We start from the raw sequence: 16,811 nt of genomic DNA, 5'->3' as shown, positions 1-16,811 counted from the left end.
GAGCAAAAAAAATATCTAGCTAAATTTCAATATAGATTGTGATATTTCAGTAATCTATTTTTTTTACACACTTACATAGTTGGATGGAAATATGTCCGTTTTAGGTAACACTACGCCACGCGAAATTAAAAAATCGTCTAAGCTCGAGCATGTATGCTACGACATTCGCGGACCTGTGTTACGAGCGGCCAACGAAATGGAAGAGGCCGGGCATAAGATTATCAAGCTGAATATCGGTAATCCCGCCCCGTTCGGTTTCGAAGCGCCGCAAGAAATTATTAATGATGTGGCTTTAAACCTGCCGAATGCTGTAGGTTATACCGATTCAAAAGGGATTTTCCCTGCGCGTAAAGCCATTTGCCAGTATTACCAGCAAAAAGGCATTCTGAACATGCATGTCAATGACGTGTATATCGGTAATGGCGTGTCTGAACTGATCGTGATGGCCATGCAAGGCTTGCTGGACGACGGCGATGAAATGCTGGTGCCAATGCCTGACTATCCATTATGGACAGCTGCCGTAAACCTGTCTGGCGGTACCGCAATTCACTATAAATGTGATGAGGAAAACTTCTGGTATCCAGACATTGCGGATATGGAAAGTAAAATCACGCCAAATACCCGCGGTATTGTGATTATCAATCCAAACAACCCGACCGGTGCGGTCTACCCACGTCATGTATTGCAACAAATCGTTGACCTTGCGAAGAAATATGACCTGATTTTGTTTGCTGACGAAATTTACGACAAAATTATTTATGATGGCATCGAGCATGTTGCTGTTGCTGCGCTTGCCGGTGACCAGCTTTGTATTTCATTTAATGGCTTGTCTAAAGCGTACCGTATTGCAGGTTACCGTTCAGGCTGGATGGCCATTACCGGTGATAAATCACGTGCTCTAGACTATATTGAAGGCCTGGACATGTTGGCCTCAATGCGCCTATGCGCCAACCACCAGGCACAATATGCGATTCAAACCGCTTTAGGCGGTTATCAGTCCATCAATGACCTGATCCGTCCGGGTGGCCGTTTATATGAGCAACGCAATATTGCCTGGGAAATGTTAAATGACATTCCGGGGGTCTCTTGCGTAAAACCGGAAGGTGCCATGTACTGTTTCCCTAAACTGGATCCAGAAATTTACCCAATTCAGGATGATGAAAAATTCATGCTCGACTTATTGCGTGCGGAAAAAGTCTTACTGGTTCAAGGAACGGGTTTCAACTGGCCGACTCCTGATCATTTCCGTGTGGTGTTCTTGCCTGCCGAAAATGAACTGCGTGAAGCGATTACCCGTTTAGGTCGTTTCCTGTCAAAAATGCGCTAATGTTCTAAGTTCTAAGTTCTAAGTTCTAAGTTCTAAGTTCTAAGTTCTAAGTTCTAAGTTCTAAGTTCTAAGTTCTAAGTTCTAAGATAAATAAAAAAAACCGCGTTTGATCACGCGGTTTTTTTATGTCTGATGTGAGCGCTTGTTAGTCTTTCAGCGGATTGCCAAACTGTTTTAGATATTCAATGCCCAATTGCCGCGACCCCTGATCATTAATATGATTGCTGTCTTTATTCCGATATAAAGGCACATCATTAATCATAATTTTACACGCCTGCTGATTACAGATGACCCTGGTCGGGTCAATGATTTTCAGGTCAGGGTATTTCTGTTTGGCTTCTGCAACAATGCGATTAAATTGTAGTAGCTGTGCCTCATAATTCTTTCGGGAAACAGTACATGGCGCCTGGGTATTTAAAATTTCATTGCGAAGATTACAGTCTGCCGGCACCCCATCTCTATCTAACCGAGGTACATCATTCAGCAGAATGACCTGATCACTGGACTGATAGGCAATCTCCAGGGCTTTCATGAAACCGGTTTTAAATATTTCTGCATTGGAGTGATGTTTACCATCTTCCAGTTTCACCTCATCACCGAAATACGGCACATAGGAACCGGCCAAAATAATGGTGGGATAATGGGTTTTCGCAAGATGGGCCGTAATCGCCTCATTTCTGAATGCAAACTTGTCGAGTTTTGTCCAGCGGTTAAAATTCGCTTCCGAACGCTGCACCCCGGGCAAGTAAAAAGTTGAACTTTGCGTGATGTCATAACCGCGCAAATTCGCATCTTTGGCCCATACATCCAGCATCGCGCTATAACCGTTAGCATGCGAATCGCCAATCAATAAAAAGTCGATATCGGCTTTCGGCTTGCCCAAGACACAGTCCTCCTGATCGGGTAAAGCTTTCGGATCCTCAATATCCATGCATTTATTTCGGATCACATGCGCATAAGAAAGCATGGCTTCCTGCTTGCTATAAACAGATTGCGGAAACCGGTCTGGAAAACCCTCATTGAGATTGACGGTCTTGGCAATGGCGATAAAACTCAGGGCTGGCATCAGAAAGCCGATAACAATCACTTTGTAATTCGCTGCCATCACAAAACGTTTACTGGGTTTTTCAATAAGTTGATAGGTTAAAAATGCCAACAGGATGGACAATAATACAATCACCACCTGATTTTCGACATTCAATGGCCGCATATAGATGCCGAATAACACGATAATCGGCCAGTGCCATAAATATAAAGGATAAGAAATTCTTCCCACCCAGGTACTGAAACGATTGCTTAACAATATATTGCTTGAGGGTGAAGACTGGCCTAGATAAATAATCAGCGCTGTCGCCAAACACGGGATCAGCGCCATTGCGCCAGGAAAAGGCGTCTGTTTATCAAAATACACAGCTGTGGCAAACAATACGACCAAACCGCCCCAAATCAGGCTTTGCAGCAATTTTTTTGGCAGTTTGAGCTGGGGCAGAAAGCCAATCAATGCACCAATCAGCAGCTCGAAGGCACGAACCGGCATACTGTAATAGGCCTTCGCTGCATTCTGAGTCAACTTGTGCTGGGCATACAGCAATAAGGCCACAATGAATGCAGTGACTACAGCCCACATATATTTACGCGATACCTTTCCTGCAAATAGCAATAACAGTAAAGGCCAGAAAATATAGAACTGCTCTTCAACCCCTAGCGACCATAAGTGCAATAAAGGGATTCCTTCAGCATCCTGGCTAAAATAATCACCCACTTCATTGCGCATATAGATATTTGCCATGAGCAAGGTTGCATACATGACACTGTCAAAATATTCGGTCAATTCACCAGGAAGCATGACCTGCCAGGCAATAATACTCACAACACTGAGTACGGTAAAATAGGCCGGAGCTAAACGTACCACACGTTTCTTGTAAAATCGCGCGATGGAAAACCGTTTGGACTGAATATCATGCGTTAAAATAATGGTGATTAAATAACCTGAAATGACAAAAAAGACATCCACACCAATATATCCTCCTGAAAAGAAAGATAATCCGACATGGTTAAAAATCACCAATAAAACGGCAATGGCCCTTAAGCCATCAATATCAGCGCGATAGGAGAAATTCATAATTTCAAAAAAGTACGATAACGTAGCGGGATTGTAGACCTTTATTGAAAAAATTCAATTTTCAAAATAAAGGGTTATATGTCACACAATGCTATAAAAACAGTTTTAAACATTACTTAATAACGCGTGCATACATGTTTTTATAGTGTTTATTGGTTCTAATCCTGTTTATTCTTCGGCACTCATGCTATTTATAGGATGAATGAATAATAAATACTGTGAGTACATGGATGTCCTCAACCAATATCAAGCTTAGTCTGTTGTTATGCCTCAGTATGTGCTTGGGGATTGGTATTTTACGTTTCTCCTATACCGCCTTGTTACCCAGCACACGTGAAGCTTTTGCCTGGAGTACAGGTTTTGCCAGCCTTTTAGGCAGTGCCAATTTACTCGGCTATTTAATGGGTGCTTTTGCAGCCATGCGCCTGCCTCAAAACAAAAGCATGACCCTATACATTCAGATTGCCGCCATCGCCGGCATGTTCAGCTTGATGTGCTGTGCATTTTCCGGTTTTCCGCAAGCTTGGTATATTTTTTGGCGGGTGATTTCAGGAATCAGCGGTGGCCTGCTGATGATTTTATCCCCGAGTGTAGTGGCACAGTGCTGTGATATTCAGGACCGTTTTAAAATCAATTTCATTGGTTTTAGCGGAATTGGCCTGGGGGTTTTATTGGCGACCCTGTTCCTGCCTTATCTGGACCAGATTTCGATACAAACCGCCTGGCTGATTTTATGTGGTTTCGCGCTGATTATCTGTATTTGTTTAAGTGTCTTACTGCAACAATTTAAGCATCATCTGTCTGCACAACCAGTGCAGACTCAATCTAAAATTCCACTCAACACAATCTTTTATAGCTTGCTGGTTGTATATGCCTGTAGTGCTTTTGCCTATATTCCGCATTCACTGTTCTGGATTGACTACCTGAGCCATGAACTGGGACTAAACCTGTTCTGGATCAATTTTAACTGGATTCTGTATGGCTTGGGCAGCGCTTTGGGAGCTTTTGCTGCCTATGCACTGGCAAGAAAATTTGGCAATTTCTTCGCCCTGAAAATTCTCTACAGTCTGTATATTATGGCGATTTTTATTGCCACCTTAAACACCAGTCCGCTGCTGACTTTTGCCTCTTCCTTTTTTACCGGTATGCTCAATCCGGCAGTGGTGTTTTTGACCTCTTATACGATTTTACAACTCTATGGTCTGGCCTATAAAAAGCTCTGGAGTATTGCCACGCTGTGTTTTGCCTCTGTGCAGCTGATTGGCGGATTAAGTTTTAGTACCCTGCAACATTTCGGCGTGACTTATCATCAACAGTTTATCCTGGCTGCGGTGGTTTTATTATTGGGAACATTGCAACTGGCCTGGTATACCCGCCCGGCTAAATTCAAAATCAGTGAGCAGACATAACCGCTTTCTGCTCAGGAATCTGGAACCAGATAAGGATATGGATTGATGGCACCTTGCCCTTGCATATAAATTCCATAATGCAAATGTGGTGGGGTATTTTCAGCATTACCGGTATTGCCGACATAACCGATGACTTCGCCTGCTTCTACCCAATCGCCTGCCTGAATCCGGGCTGCATAATCCTCTAGATGGGCATAATAATGCCGGCTTAAATCCGGCCCCACAATCCAGACCACTTTTCCCCCCAAATTATTCGTACCTACCTGCAATACAATGCCTTGAGTAGTGCTTCGCACCGCCGTGCCACGCCTGGCAAAAATATCCGCACCTTCATGCTTGCGTCCTTCGCTACGCGCAGCTCCCCAGGTGTCTTGTATTTGTCGGGGTTGAATATTTTCCACGGGTATGGCAAGCCGTGTGGGCAAGTCCGTTTTTTGTAATTGCATATATAAAATGGGATAACGCATGCCTGCTGCATCACCCGATGCTGGCGGCTGGCAGCCTGAAAGCAACACAAATGCCATCATTAAACTCAGGCAGGAAATCTTTTTGGACATGTTTCGATGCTGATGCATGAATTTCAAAAATGAGAATAATCTAATCCATTTCATCTTAATTTTTTAATTCCATTGAATGAAAGATCATTTCTGTAAATATAAAAAACCTGCGACATACGCAGGTTTTTTCTTATACAGAATTGGGTCAAATGACTTATTCCATGTTGTTAATGACCGCCTGCCCAAATTCCGAACAACGGAGCAAAGTCGCGTCTGGCATTAAACGTTCAAAATCATAAGTCACGGTTTTATTAGCAATCGCACCGGAAATACCCTTGATGATCAGGTCAGCCGCTTCAGTCCAGCCCATGTCACGCAGCATCATTTCGGCAGAAAGAATAATCGAACCTGGATTGACTTTGTCCTGACCGGCATATTTAGGTGCAGTCCCGTGAGTCGCCTCATACATCTGGATGGCTCCGCCAATGTTGGCACCAGGCGCAATCCCGATCCCGCCCACTTCAGCAGCAAGCGCGTCAGAAATATAGTCACCGTTTAGATTCAGCGTGGCAATTACCGAGTAATCGGCAGGACGCATCAGGATTTGTTGCAGGAACGCATCTGCAATGACATCTTTAATAATGATATCTTTGCCATTTTTAGGGTTTCTGATTTTAACCCATGGTCCACCATCCAGAAGTTCACCGCCAAAACGCTCAAGCGCAACTTCATAGCCCCATTCCTTGAAGGCACCTTCGGTGTACTTCATGATGTTGCCTTTGTGCACCAGGGTTACGCTAGGTTTGTCATTATCGATGGCAAACTGAATGGCTTTACGAACCAGACGCTGAGTCCCTTCTTTAGATACCGGTTTAATCCCGATCCCGCAATTATCTTCGAAACGGATTTTAGTCACACCCATTTCTTCTTTCAGGAATCGAATGATTTTTTTCGCTTCTGGAGAATCTGCTTTCCATTCAATACCCGCATAGATATCTTCAGAGTTTTCACGAAAAATCACCATATCCGTCAGTTCAGGATGCTGAACCGGAGAAGGCACACCTTCAAACCAGCGTACCGGACGTACACATACGTACAGGTCTAATTCTTGGCGTAATGCGACGTTTAGGGAACGGATACCGCCGCCAACCGGCGTCGTTAAGGGACCTTTAATAGAAACCACAAATTCACGCAGGGCTTCAAAGGTTTCTTCCGGCATGTAGGTACCGTAGATTTTATCTGCTTTTTCGCCGCAGTAGACTTCCATCCACTCGATCGAACGTTTGCCAGCGTAAGCTTTTAGAACCGCAGCATCAACCACTGCTTTCATTGCCGGTGTAATGTCTACACCAATACCGTCGCCTTCAATAAAAGGAATAATAGGATTGTTTGGAACATTGAGTGACAAATCTGCGTTTACGGTAATTTTGCTACCATCCGCAGGAACAACGATCTTCTGATAACCCATTGTATAGGTTCTCCCTTTGTATCTAGCGATATCTAAAAATAATTGCCGATTGGGCAATACTTTCGTCCTTTCTTAACGCATAATAGTTTAATTGAATTCCATTGTGTTTAAGATTTATACGGGAAATAACAATATTTCCCCATTGAATAAAACTTAACCTTTTTTAGTCTTATGTAATTAAAGAAGTCATTTCCTATGAAAATCGTCATTCTCAACAAACCTTATGACGTCCTCTCCCAATTCCGTAAAGACGAAGCACACATGACCATGTCTGACTTCGTAGACGATCCGACTTTGCGTTTGGCGGGTCGCCTTGATATGGACTCGGAAGGTTTAGTTTTTTTAACCGACCACGGCGGTTTAAACCAGTTTATTACCAACCCGGCCAACAAGAAGTTTAAAACCTATCTGGTACAAGTGGATGGTGATGTCACTGAAGAAGCGCTGGAACAGCTTCGTCAAGGGGTTGAACTGAAAGATGGCATGACCCTTCCTGCCAAAGCCATTAAAGTGCAACAGCCTGAATGGTTATGGGAGCGTGATCCTCCGGTTCGTTTCCGTGCGTCGGTGCCTACCTCCTGGGTTGAAATTTCAATCTGTGAGGGCCGTAACCGCCAGGTTCGCCGTATGACTGCTGCGGTAGGCTTTCCAACTTTACGTTTGATTCGTACTAAAATTGGTTCGATTGATCTGGTTCAGTTGGGATTGCAACCGGGTGAAACCAAAGAAATCGAACCTTTACTTTACCCTGACTTTAAAGATGTCCCTGCCGAAGAACCTTACCGTTCACGTTCTTATGTGAAAAAACCGGGTGGTACGGGCGGTAAACCTATGGTTCGCAAGAACAAAGATGGTTCTGTGAAGAAGAAGTCAGGTACCAAACGTATCTGGCAAATGGATGAAAGCGAGAAACCGCGTCGCAAGACCAACGGAACAACGCGTCCAAACACCAAAGCGCCGCGTGGTCGTGGTCGTGGTCGCGGTTAATCGCCACAATATAATAAGGGTGCATAAGCACCCTTTTTTAATACAAAATCCAAATATATTGTTTTTTTATATTCTGTAGACTGAGTTTAGGTTGCAATTTGAGTCGGCTTATTATGAAAAATATTATCTTTTCTGCTTTGATCGCAGGTTTTTCGACTTTGAGTTTTGCTCAAAATCCTTTAAGTGTTCATGTACTGAATTTGGATTCCGGCTTGCCTGCCTCCAATGTATCCGTGGTACTGGAAGCGCAGCAAGGTGATAAATGGACCAAGCTCAATGAAGCGAAAACCAATAGTGAAGGCCGAATCCCGGATTTATACCCTAAAGACACCAACCTTCAAAAAGGCATTTATAAAGTCACCTTTAAAACCGGTGACTGGTTTAAGGCAAAAAATCAGCGTTCGTTTTTTCCGGAAGTGCCTGTAGTTTTTATAATTGATGGTAGTTTAGAGCATTACCATATTCCGCTTTTGTTGAGTCCTTATGGTTATTCAACCTATCGGGGGAACTAGGGGCTTAAACTCATAAATGCTAAAAAATATTTACTCTGCACAACTAACCAACTCAATCATGAGCAAATGGTACGACTCGTCTAAATAGTAAAGCACTACGTGATCGTGGGCGTAGTCGCGGTTAATTTTAAGTATTCAAATTACAGCCTACATAAGTAGGATTTCGTTTAATTACTGTCAAAATTATATTGTCTTAGCGTTGTGTCGAAATTTTCCATAAGTGGGAAGTTAATTTCAAAAACTTCTTCAAACCTATGCCCATATATATTTTCGAATTCAAATATTATTTCAACATCTAGTCCTGTACCTATATAGGCATTCTCAGTCATAAATGGATATTCATTTAGATTTAATAATTTTTCATCAAAAACTTCTATAGCAGATTCATCAAATAAATTTAATGAAATCGATATTGAATCTCGCACTTTTAAAAAATTTTTTAGATCTCTAGTAGACTTCTTATTTTTTACGAATGCTTTAATATTATAGCAATCACCTTTACCAATATTATGTATTTTTAATAATAAGGTATAAGACTCTCCATGCTTATAACCACTTGGAAACCAATATGAAATTTCTGGTCGTTCTTTTTCAAAAGAAGCATGTAAGCTTTTCTCATTAATAATTGCTATTTCTTTTTGTTGCTTAACATTTTCTTTCATCTCATCAATTTGAAGTTGAAGTGCTCTTTCCTGCTGTTCTAAAGCCTTGGTGTTTTGATCTAACTGTTTGCCCTGTTGAACATAGCCTAAAATCAACCAAAAGAATGCGACTGGTGCAAATATTCCTGCGAGAAAATCCCCTAAAGAATTTAAATTATTCTGCTCAAATCCGAAGTTTTCTAAAATACAAAAAATGGTTATAGCCAAAAACCAAACTAGAGTTACACAAATTCCAATAATTAAACTTTTTTGATTCATCTTCTAATCATAAAAAATATTTAAGCCATTGTTTAACATAATTTTTATGAAATTATCAAATAATACTTAGGCTATTTAGAACGAAATTTATTCTTCAAAAAATCGTACACAAGCTTAATGCTGACCACAGCAACAATTGTAAAAATACAGGCGAACAAAAGCGCTGCATCAAATGAATACCTCCCATCCAGAAAGTAAATATTGACCGGGTGAGCCAACACCATAGGCAATATTAATACCCAGATCGGGATATCGAAATTATTGCTCTTTTTCATTTTTATACTTTTTAAAATGAGGCTTAAATAAAGCATAGAACAAAAAAAGAGGATGTAAACATCCTCTTTTATACAAAGTATTTAAAGGTGAGTTAAATTGCCTTTAACCACTTCTCAGCTTTGACCTGATCTTCCACTTTGAGTTCCACTTCAGGCAGTTCAGAATCACCGGCCTGAACCTCAAAAGTCATCAATTCATCACGGCGGAAAGCATGAACGGTGTAAGTACCTTCCTGCTTCGCATACTTTTCCACCAGTTTGCTGGTCGCTTTCAAGCCATCAATCGCGAGAATGACATCTTGCGCAGAAAGACCTGCTTTTGCCCCTGCACCATCACGACGTGTTTGTTGAATCACCACACCTTCGGGTTTATCGGCAAGCTTTAAGCCAAATGGCAATGACTTGTCATTTTTAATGTCAAAACTTAGACCAAACTCAGGGAATAACTGGTCTAGCGGCAACTCATCGGTGGTATTGATCAAATGATTGATCTGTTCAAGCCAGTTATCACCGGTCAACTCATTACACAAATCGAAGATGGTACGCTCATTAACTTGAACACCATTTTGCGCATTTTTATACAATTTACGCATTAAGGCATCCAGGCTTGAACCGCGTAAACGCAAGCCCAAATCCAGACACAGCGCCACCAAACAGCCCTTGTTATAGTAGCTGGTACCGGCGTTATTGGAGTTTTCATCCTGACGGTAGAATTTCACCCAGGCATCAAAACTTGAATCTGCAACGGTTTGAATCGCACGTCCCGGGTTTTGCAAATAGCGGTCTATCTGGGTTTTTAATAATTTCAGATAGGATTCCTGAGAAATCACACCACTACGCAGCAAAATCAGGTCGTCATAATATGAAGTGAAACCTTCAAAAATCCAAAGCAGCGAAGTGTAGCCTTCTTTGTTCAAATCATAATTGACGAAATTTTCAGGACGGATAAATTTCACCAACCAGGCATGGAAATATTCATGACTGCACAACCCCAGAAAACGCTGATAATCCGCTGATGGTTCAGCAGGTTCATCCACTTTAGGCAAATCGTCACGCGGGGTAATCAGACTGGTACTGTTCGGATGCTCCAAGCCCCCATAGCTATTGCCTGTCGCCATGGTCATAAAGGTATAGTCGCTAAATGGTGCTGAACCAAACATTGAAATTTCAGTGGCACAGATTTTTTCAATGTCTTGCTGCATGCGCGCGGCATTCATGGCATGTTTGCCAGACACCACGAATTCATGCGGAATACCATTGGCTTCAAAGTTAAAGCGGGTTTGCTCTGCCAGCTCAAATGGTGAATCAATCAATTGGGCATAGTTGTCTGCCTTCAAGGTATAGCGGCCTTTAACCAAGCTTTTGGCCATTAAACCGGTTGCCAACTGGAAATGCTTCAGCTCATCTGGCAAGAACACTTCCACTTCAACCGCTTTATCTTCCTGTCCCTCAAGTCCCAAACATGCACAGGCCGGATTCACATAAAGGCGGGTTTGATCGACATAAGCGCCACGTACCGATAAATCATAGGCATAGACATCATATTCCACCGTAATCAGCTCATGATCGGTGTTAAATAAACGCCATTTATTCTTTTCAAATTTCTGAATTTGTAAAATGCGGCCCTCTTCATCATATGCACGAACTGACTCAATATGCTTTGAGAATTCACGAATCAGATAGCTGCCCGGAATCCAGGTCGGCAGTGACAAGACTTGGGTGGGATCTGCCAAAAAGCGAAGTGTCACGTGAATAAGATGCTGACGATAATCGTCAAATTCGATTTGATAATGCAACATAATGGGCAATATAAAATATAAGAAAAGTTAACTTAACAATTAGCTTAGCATTTTTTGCCCGGCAATGCTGAACTGTCGCAATTGTCTACAATTCCGACTAGCCATACTTAAAAAAAAGGCATAGCATTCCTCATATTTTTTGCATTTCTACCACCAATGGATTGGTAAATAAGGAAGATCATTGAAAGCTGTCATCTACCTCCTCGCATCCTTAAGTTTATTGTGCTCCACGATAGTCAATGCTGCATTGCTGAACCTGGTTCCTGAAAGCGTTGAAGCCGCTGCATGGACCATTCTTGACACCCAATCAGGTCAGGTCATTGCAGAGCACAATAGCCATGAGCAACGTGCACCGGCATCCATGACCAAAATGATGGTTGCCTATATCGCCCTGAAAGAAATTGAAGCCGGTCATTTAAAGAAAGATGAGGTCATCACGGCGACACCGGTGGTAAAAATGGTGCAGTGGGACGAGTCGCAGATGTACCTGAAAGAAGGTGATCAGATCACCGTTGATCAGCTGCTTGCAGGCCTGATCGTGATGTCAGCCAACGATGCGGCTGTGACTTTGGCAGAACGCATTTCGGGTAGCGTACCGGCTTTCATCGAACGCATGAATAAAGAAGCCAAAACCTTAGGAATGAAGGACACGCATTTTGCCAATGCGCCAGGCGTGACCATGCCAAATCATTACTCATCTGCTCATGACATGGCCTTGCTTGGTCAAGCTGTTAGTGTTCAGACACCTGAATACCTGCATTATTCAGTCATGCCAAGTTTCAGTTATAACCAGCGTTTTCATCGCGCAACCAACCTGGCACTCAAGTTTGACCCCAGTGTGGATGGTTTAAAAACAGGTTTCACCAAAGCGGCAGGTTATAACCTGGCCCTGACTGCACACCGTCCTACCGGTAATCCTGCGCTACCTGAACGCCGCTTGATTGTGGTGGTGATGGGAACAAAAAATGCCTTAAAACGTGCTGAAGTTGCACATACCCTGCTGGATATGGCTTATACCTATACCCGCAATGAAGTGGCGATTAAAGATAAACAGCTGATCGCTGAGTTGCCGGTCATTAAATCCACTTTAAAAATGTTTAAATTGGAAACCAGCCAACCGCAAATTGTGACGACGTCTTTGTATGACCAGCCCTATGCAATTGACCTGCAAACTTATGATAGGGTGAATCAGCGTGTTATGCTGAATACCGGCAATGGAACAATTCAGGCGATTGCTCCCTTACAAGAAACCAAAACCCACTTAAATGTTGAGATTAAAGAAAAATACCTGACTGCACCTTTAGCCCAAGTCATGCAACTGGCAACTGTGCATGTTTACCAGAATAACCAGTTGATTCGCACCATTGCCATTGAAAATGATGTGCAAATTGAAGAAGCCAATTTCTTCCAGAAAATTGCCATTTGGCTTAAACAGCTTTTTAGCTTTTTCTCCACTGAGGAAATTAAAGTCAAAATTTATCCTCTAGGTTAATTGGGTGACATTTCTTTAAATTATGTAAGCTGTATAACAATATAAACAAAAGCAATGAATTGAAGGTGGCATATTGATGCCATCTTTTTTTCGTCTTTAAAATAAAAATAGGTCAAAAAAATGAGTAATCTCCATAAAATTGTGATTGTAGGTGGCGGTGTCGGCGGTTTAGAGCTTGCAACGCAACTGGGTAATACTTTAGGTAAATCCCATAAAGCTCACATCACTTTAGTCGATCAGAAGCTCACCCATATCTGGAAACCGCTGTTACATGAAATTGCCGCGGGTACACTCAATCCGCATGCCGAAGAAACCAATTATTTTGCCCATGCTGCCAAACATCATTATGAGTTTGTTCTGGGCAGTTTTATTGGAATCGACCCAAACGCCAAACAGATTATTCTTGAAACATCGCAGCGGTCTAAATTCCAACAAACCAAGCCAGATCAAAGCCAGAAAAATATTCATCTGGATTACGATACCTTAATTATTGCAGTGGGTTCGACCTCGAATGACTTTAATACTGAAGGCGTGAAACAGCACTGCCATTTTCTGGATAGCCGTAAACAGGCAGATGTGTTTCAGCAAGACCTCCTGCATTTATATTTGCAGGCCCAAAATCATGATACTACCCGCGTCCTGAATATTGCCATTATTGGTGCAGGTGCAACCGGTATAGAACTTGCTGCCGAACTGTTTCAAGCCAAAGAAACTTATTTTAAATATGGCTTAAACAAAATTGACCCGAACAATGTCCATATTAGCGTAATTGAAGCCGCCGACCGGATTTTGCCTGCCCTTTCTGAAAGCATCGCCAACCACACCCGCCATCAACTTGAGCAATTTGGAGTTAAGGTATTGACCCAACACCGGGTAGCAAAAGTTGACGAGGACAAAGTCTATTTTGCCGATGGAAGCTCTATAGATGCCGAACTGAAAGTCTGGGCGGCAGGCATTAAAGCCCCTGCTGTTCTGGAAAAGTTAAAAGGCTTTCAGAAGGACAATATTCACCGCCTGAAAGTGTATGCAACACTGCAAACGCTATCTGATCCGAATGTTTTTGCTTTTGGTGACTGCGCCGATTGCCAGCCCACTGCGGATGAACCGGTACTCGGTCCACGTGCTCAGGTGGCCAGCCAGCAAGCCAGTTTCCTGGTTAATGCCATGAAAGCCCGCATTCAGGGCAAGCCCCAACCGATGTTCAAATTCTCCGATAAAGGCTCGCTGGTGTCATTAAGCCATAACAAAGCCGTGGGAGAATTACTCGGACAAGTGAATGTGCAAGGTTTGCTGGCAAAATCGATGTATATTTCTTTATATCGACTGCATCAGGCGACCATTCATGGCTATGTCCATGCAGGTCTTTTAACCGCCAAAGATTTTGTCACCAGAAAAATGGGGCCAAAGATAAAATTGCATTGAAATTTAAAAAATTGTCCCCATTATTAAAAAAACGCCATACAAAGTGGGAAAATTGCAGATTTTTGCTAAATCTAGTCTACAAAACCCACTTTTCACTTTATGATGTACCCTTAAAAAATTGAATGGATCAATAACATGACTGCTATTGCAAATGACCTCGTGGTTTCTTTCCACTACACGTTGACTAACGCAGAGGGCGAAACTCTCGACCAATCACAAGGTGAGCCACTTGCATATTTGCACGGTGCGGGTAACATCATCCCTGGTTTAGAAAACGCTTTAGAAGGCAAAACTGTTGGTGAAAAATTCACTGTAAACGTTCCTGCTGCTGAAGGTTATGGTGAATACAACCCTGATCTCGTACAAGAAGTTCCAGCTCAAATGTTCCAAGGTGTGGACAACATCCAACCTGGCATGCAATTCCAGGCTCAAACTGATGACGGCGTTCAAATCGTGACTGTTAAAGCGGTTGAAGGCGACAACGTTGTTGTAGATGCCAACTTCCCGCTTGCTGGCCAAGATTTAACTTTCGAAGTTGAAATTGTTGAAATTCGTGCAGCTTCTGCTGAAGAATTAGAACACGGTCACGTACACGGTGCAGGTGGTCATCACCACTAAGATCGTTCATGATCATAAAAGGCAAAGTTTTGACTTTGCCTTTTTTATTGCCTTAAATTTTGAAATCTTATTCAGTCATCCGGGAAAATTTCAGTGTGATGAGCAATTTTTCAATCCTATATCCAGAAATACCCCACTAGAAATGACTGATCTGTTTTAAGCGCTGCAGATCAAGAATACGGATTTGACTATAATTCCACTCTACTATGCGCTCTTGGATAAAATATTGCAGTTGCTTGTTTAAGGTTTGCCGGGACACATGCAGTAATTCGGCAAATTCCTGCTGGCTCATTTTAAACTGCATGGTCGAATTGGCCTGACCTGCTGATCTTGCCTGTTGACCCAAGCTTATTAAATGTCGCGCAATTTTTTGCGTCATACTCGCGGTTTGCAGATAACGGTTTTTCTCCATCAAGCCATACATCCGTTCACTCAATAATTGAATGATCTGCCACATGGCTTGCGGCTGCTGCTGTAATTGTTCCAGAAAAACCTGACCTGAAATTACCGCCACCTCGACTTGCTCTACCGCATAAAAATCAAAATTCAGCGGTTTTTGCTGTAAAAATGGCACCAGATTAAACACCGAATACATTTTCACATAATCGCTGACCTTAAACTCGCCATCACTGAGTAGCCAGCCAATCTGCATCCGTCCAGACAACAGCACATAGATATCCTCCATTTTTTGCTGATAATGCAAGATTTGTTGCTGTGGTAAAAAACGCAGATATTTCACATGTTGCATTAAGGTTTGATGCGACTGTGCATTGAATGCAGAAAATACTGCATCGTGCCCGAAAATCTGCTGTAATTTTTCTGCGCGACTCAGCATACGAAAGTGATGATCTCATTAAAATAAAAAACCTAATATATAAATACTAGGTTTTTCGTATGCTTAGACCAACCAATTTTTAGCGCTATGTATATCTCGAATTCAGATCACTACGGGTCAACACAGCGCATATCAGTTCGTTGAATCATCAGGATGCTTTTTCCAGAATTTGACCATTTTCAAAAGTAAAATTAGAAATGTCCTGTTTGACCACTTTTTTCAGGCTCACACTTGGGCGGCCATCTACACCAAACGGAATATCCCCTGCAATGGTGACACGGCGCACGACACGCAGCTCATCCCCATAGTCATTAATAGCACGATGCTGGGTGGCACGGTTATCCCAGATGGCCACATCACCTACACTCCAGCGCCAGCGCACGATGTTTTCCAGATTCACGACATAATCCTGAAATAGATCAAACAAGCGGCGTGAATCCTGGCTGTTATAGCCCACAAAACGTTTAAAGAAGTGCCCCAATAACAAGGTCTTTTCACCGCTTTCTGGATGCACACGCACCAATGGATGCTCTGTTTCATATTCGGTTGAATTGAATAGCGCACGATATTTTTCTGCATCGATACGCGGGCTTGTGGTTACCTTAGAGGCATAGTCATAGTCATTGCTGTGTACTGCACGCAAACTGTCCGCCAAAACTTTCAGTTCTGCTGGCAGGTCGTTATAAGCCGTTGTGGTATTAGCCCAAACCGTATCTCCTCCCGCTGCCGGCGCAACTATACTGCGTAGAATAGAGGCTTTGGGATAATCTTCAATAAAACTGATATCGGTATGCCAGGTATCTGCCCGTCCACCACGTGAATCCAGTTCTAATACATGGGCTGTGCCACTTTTGACCGGAACCGTTGGGTGGTTTAAAGGCTTTCCTAATAAAGCTGCAAAGCCTTCCTGTTCGTCATCGGTCAGGTGCTACTGATTTTTAAAGAAGATGGCCTTGTATTTCACCAGTGCATGGTTAATTTCATGGACCGTAGCTTGATTTAGAGTTGCAGAGAGTTTTACGCCCTCAATTTCCGCACCGATACGACCGGTAATCGGTTTCACCTGAATATGTTGATACTGGTAATTTGGATCATATTGTGCTGTTTGGGTTTGGCTCATGGCGATTC

Annotated in this window: 13 protein-coding genes and 1 pseudogene; 7 read left to right on the top strand and 7 right to left on the bottom strand. The window is 42.6% G+C overall.

Annotation, left to right across the window (positions count from 1 at the left end):
- Window positions 1–91: 91 nt before the first annotated feature.
- A complete protein-coding gene (locus H4I94_RS06075) occupies window positions 92–1,327 on the top strand; it encodes a pyridoxal phosphate-dependent aminotransferase (RefSeq protein WP_131274321.1) in 1,236 nt (411 codons plus the stop codon).
- Window positions 1,328–1,472: 145 nt separating this feature from the next.
- Here the strand turns inward: H4I94_RS06075 and H4I94_RS06070 are convergent, their stop codons facing one another.
- Window positions 1,473–3,449, bottom strand: a complete 1,977-nt coding sequence (locus H4I94_RS06070) for an acyltransferase family protein (protein ID WP_131274322.1) — start codon at window positions 3,447–3,449, stop codon at window positions 1,473–1,475.
- A gap of 230 nt (window positions 3,450–3,679) precedes the next feature.
- Between H4I94_RS06070 and H4I94_RS06065 the strand changes: the two genes are divergently transcribed.
- On the top strand, window positions 3,680–4,858 hold the full coding sequence (locus H4I94_RS06065; RefSeq protein ID WP_261182339.1) for an MFS transporter: 1,179 nt from the start codon (window positions 3,680–3,682) through the stop codon (window positions 4,856–4,858).
- Between the two features lie 11 nt (window positions 4,859–4,869).
- Here H4I94_RS06065 and H4I94_RS06060 read toward each other — a convergent pair whose 3' ends face one another.
- Entirely contained in the window at window positions 4,870–5,415 is a 546-nt protein-coding gene (locus H4I94_RS06060; protein ID WP_261182336.1) for a M23 family metallopeptidase, read from the bottom strand.
- A gap of 154 nt (window positions 5,416–5,569) precedes the next feature.
- Window positions 5,570–6,823, bottom strand: a complete 1,254-nt coding sequence (gene icd, locus H4I94_RS06055) for an NADP-dependent isocitrate dehydrogenase (RefSeq protein WP_131274324.1) — start codon at window positions 6,821–6,823, stop codon at window positions 5,570–5,572.
- Window positions 6,824–7,018: 195 nt separating this feature from the next.
- Here icd and H4I94_RS06050 point away from each other — a divergent pair, with 195 nt between their 5' ends.
- Both H4I94_RS06050 and uraH read left to right on the top strand, forming a co-directional pair.
- The gene (locus tag H4I94_RS06050; RefSeq protein WP_261182333.1) at window positions 7,019–7,810 is read left to right on the top strand and encodes an rRNA large subunit pseudouridine synthase E; all 792 of its coding nucleotides are present in this window, start codon (window positions 7,019–7,021) and stop codon (window positions 7,808–7,810) included.
- Between the two features lie 113 nt (window positions 7,811–7,923).
- A complete protein-coding gene (gene uraH / locus H4I94_RS06045; RefSeq protein ID WP_261182332.1) occupies window positions 7,924–8,322 on the top strand; it encodes a hydroxyisourate hydrolase in 399 nt (132 codons plus the stop codon).
- Window positions 8,323–8,489: 167 nt separating this feature from the next.
- On the opposite strand, the gene H4I94_RS06040 is transcribed toward uraH, so the two are convergent.
- Together H4I94_RS06040 and H4I94_RS06035 are read right to left on the bottom strand one after the other, a co-directional pair.
- The gene (locus H4I94_RS06040; protein WP_261182331.1) at window positions 8,490–9,242 is read right to left on the bottom strand and encodes a hypothetical protein; all 753 of its coding nucleotides are present in this window, start codon (window positions 9,240–9,242) and stop codon (window positions 8,490–8,492) included.
- Window positions 9,243–9,609: 367 nt separating this feature from the next.
- Complete coding sequence (locus H4I94_RS06035) at window positions 9,610–11,316, bottom strand: M61 family metallopeptidase (RefSeq protein WP_261182330.1); 1,707 nt, start codon at window positions 11,314–11,316, stop codon at window positions 9,610–9,612.
- Window positions 11,317–11,497: 181 nt separating this feature from the next.
- Here H4I94_RS06035 and H4I94_RS06030 point away from each other — a divergent pair, with 181 nt between their 5' ends.
- The 3 genes from H4I94_RS06030 (at window position 11,498) to slyD (ending at window position 14,848) form a co-directional block, all read left to right on the top strand.
- Window positions 11,498–12,808, top strand: a complete 1,311-nt coding sequence (locus H4I94_RS06030; RefSeq protein WP_261182327.1) for a D-alanyl-D-alanine carboxypeptidase PBP6B — start codon at window positions 11,498–11,500, stop codon at window positions 12,806–12,808.
- A 120-nt stretch (window positions 12,809–12,928) separates the two neighbouring features.
- Window positions 12,929–14,230, top strand: coding sequence for an NAD(P)/FAD-dependent oxidoreductase (locus tag H4I94_RS06025; RefSeq protein WP_261182326.1), 1,302 nt, complete (start codon window positions 12,929–12,931; stop codon window positions 14,228–14,230).
- Between the two features lie 135 nt (window positions 14,231–14,365).
- On the top strand, window positions 14,366–14,848 hold the full coding sequence (gene slyD / locus H4I94_RS06020; protein ID WP_092819263.1) for a peptidylprolyl isomerase: 483 nt from the start codon (window positions 14,366–14,368) through the stop codon (window positions 14,846–14,848).
- Between the two features lie 136 nt (window positions 14,849–14,984).
- On the opposite strand, the gene H4I94_RS06015 is transcribed toward slyD, so the two are convergent.
- Window positions 14,985–15,683 (bottom strand): Crp/Fnr family transcriptional regulator, encoded by a 699-nt coding sequence (locus tag H4I94_RS06015; RefSeq protein WP_261182323.1) that lies wholly within the window; start codon window positions 15,681–15,683, stop codon window positions 14,985–14,987.
- Window positions 15,684–15,831: 148 nt separating this feature from the next.
- Window positions 15,832–16,803: pseudogene (locus tag H4I94_RS06010) on the bottom strand (TauD/TfdA dioxygenase family protein).
- Between the last annotated feature and the right edge of the window lie 8 nt (window positions 16,804–16,811).

The organism is Acinetobacter sp. T_3_1 (assembly GCF_025377055.1).
Taxonomy (GTDB): Bacteria; Pseudomonadota; Gammaproteobacteria; order Pseudomonadales; family Moraxellaceae; genus Acinetobacter; species Acinetobacter kookii.
The sequence above is the reverse complement of the archived record's forward strand: the minus strand, read 5'-3'. Positions and strand labels throughout refer to the sequence as shown.

What these genes read in the sequence shown, in the direction of transcription:
- icd (WP_131274324.1), bottom strand. Translation starts at nt 6,823, where the DNA reads ATGGGTTATCAGAAGATCGTTGTTCCTGCGGATGGTAGCAAAATTACC.
- H4I94_RS06040 (WP_261182331.1), bottom strand. Translation starts at nt 9,242, where the DNA reads ATGAATCAAAAAAGTTTAATTATTGGAATTTGTGTAACTCTAGTTTGG.
- H4I94_RS06060 (WP_261182336.1), bottom strand. Translation starts at nt 5,415, where the DNA reads ATGTCCAAAAAGATTTCCTGCCTGAGTTTAATGATGGCATTTGTGTTG.
- H4I94_RS06065 (WP_261182339.1), top strand. Translation starts at nt 3,680, where the DNA reads ATGTCCTCAACCAATATCAAGCTTAGTCTGTTGTTATGCCTCAGTATG.
- slyD (WP_092819263.1), top strand. Translation starts at nt 14,366, where the DNA reads ATGACTGCTATTGCAAATGACCTCGTGGTTTCTTTCCACTACACGTTG.
- H4I94_RS06050 (WP_261182333.1), top strand. Translation starts at nt 7,019, where the DNA reads ATGAAAATCGTCATTCTCAACAAACCTTATGACGTCCTCTCCCAATTC.
- H4I94_RS06015 (WP_261182323.1), bottom strand. Translation starts at nt 15,683, where the DNA reads ATGCTGAGTCGCGCAGAAAAATTACAGCAGATTTTCGGGCACGATGCA.
- uraH (WP_261182332.1), top strand. Translation starts at nt 7,924, where the DNA reads ATGAAAAATATTATCTTTTCTGCTTTGATCGCAGGTTTTTCGACTTTG.
- H4I94_RS06025 (WP_261182326.1), top strand. Translation starts at nt 12,929, where the DNA reads ATGAGTAATCTCCATAAAATTGTGATTGTAGGTGGCGGTGTCGGCGGT.
- H4I94_RS06075 (WP_131274321.1), top strand. Translation starts at nt 92, where the DNA reads ATGTCCGTTTTAGGTAACACTACGCCACGCGAAATTAAAAAATCGTCT.
- H4I94_RS06035 (WP_261182330.1), bottom strand. Translation starts at nt 11,316, where the DNA reads ATGTTGCATTATCAAATCGAATTTGACGATTATCGTCAGCATCTTATT.
- H4I94_RS06070 (WP_131274322.1), bottom strand. Translation starts at nt 3,449, where the DNA reads ATGAATTTCTCCTATCGCGCTGATATTGATGGCTTAAGGGCCATTGCC.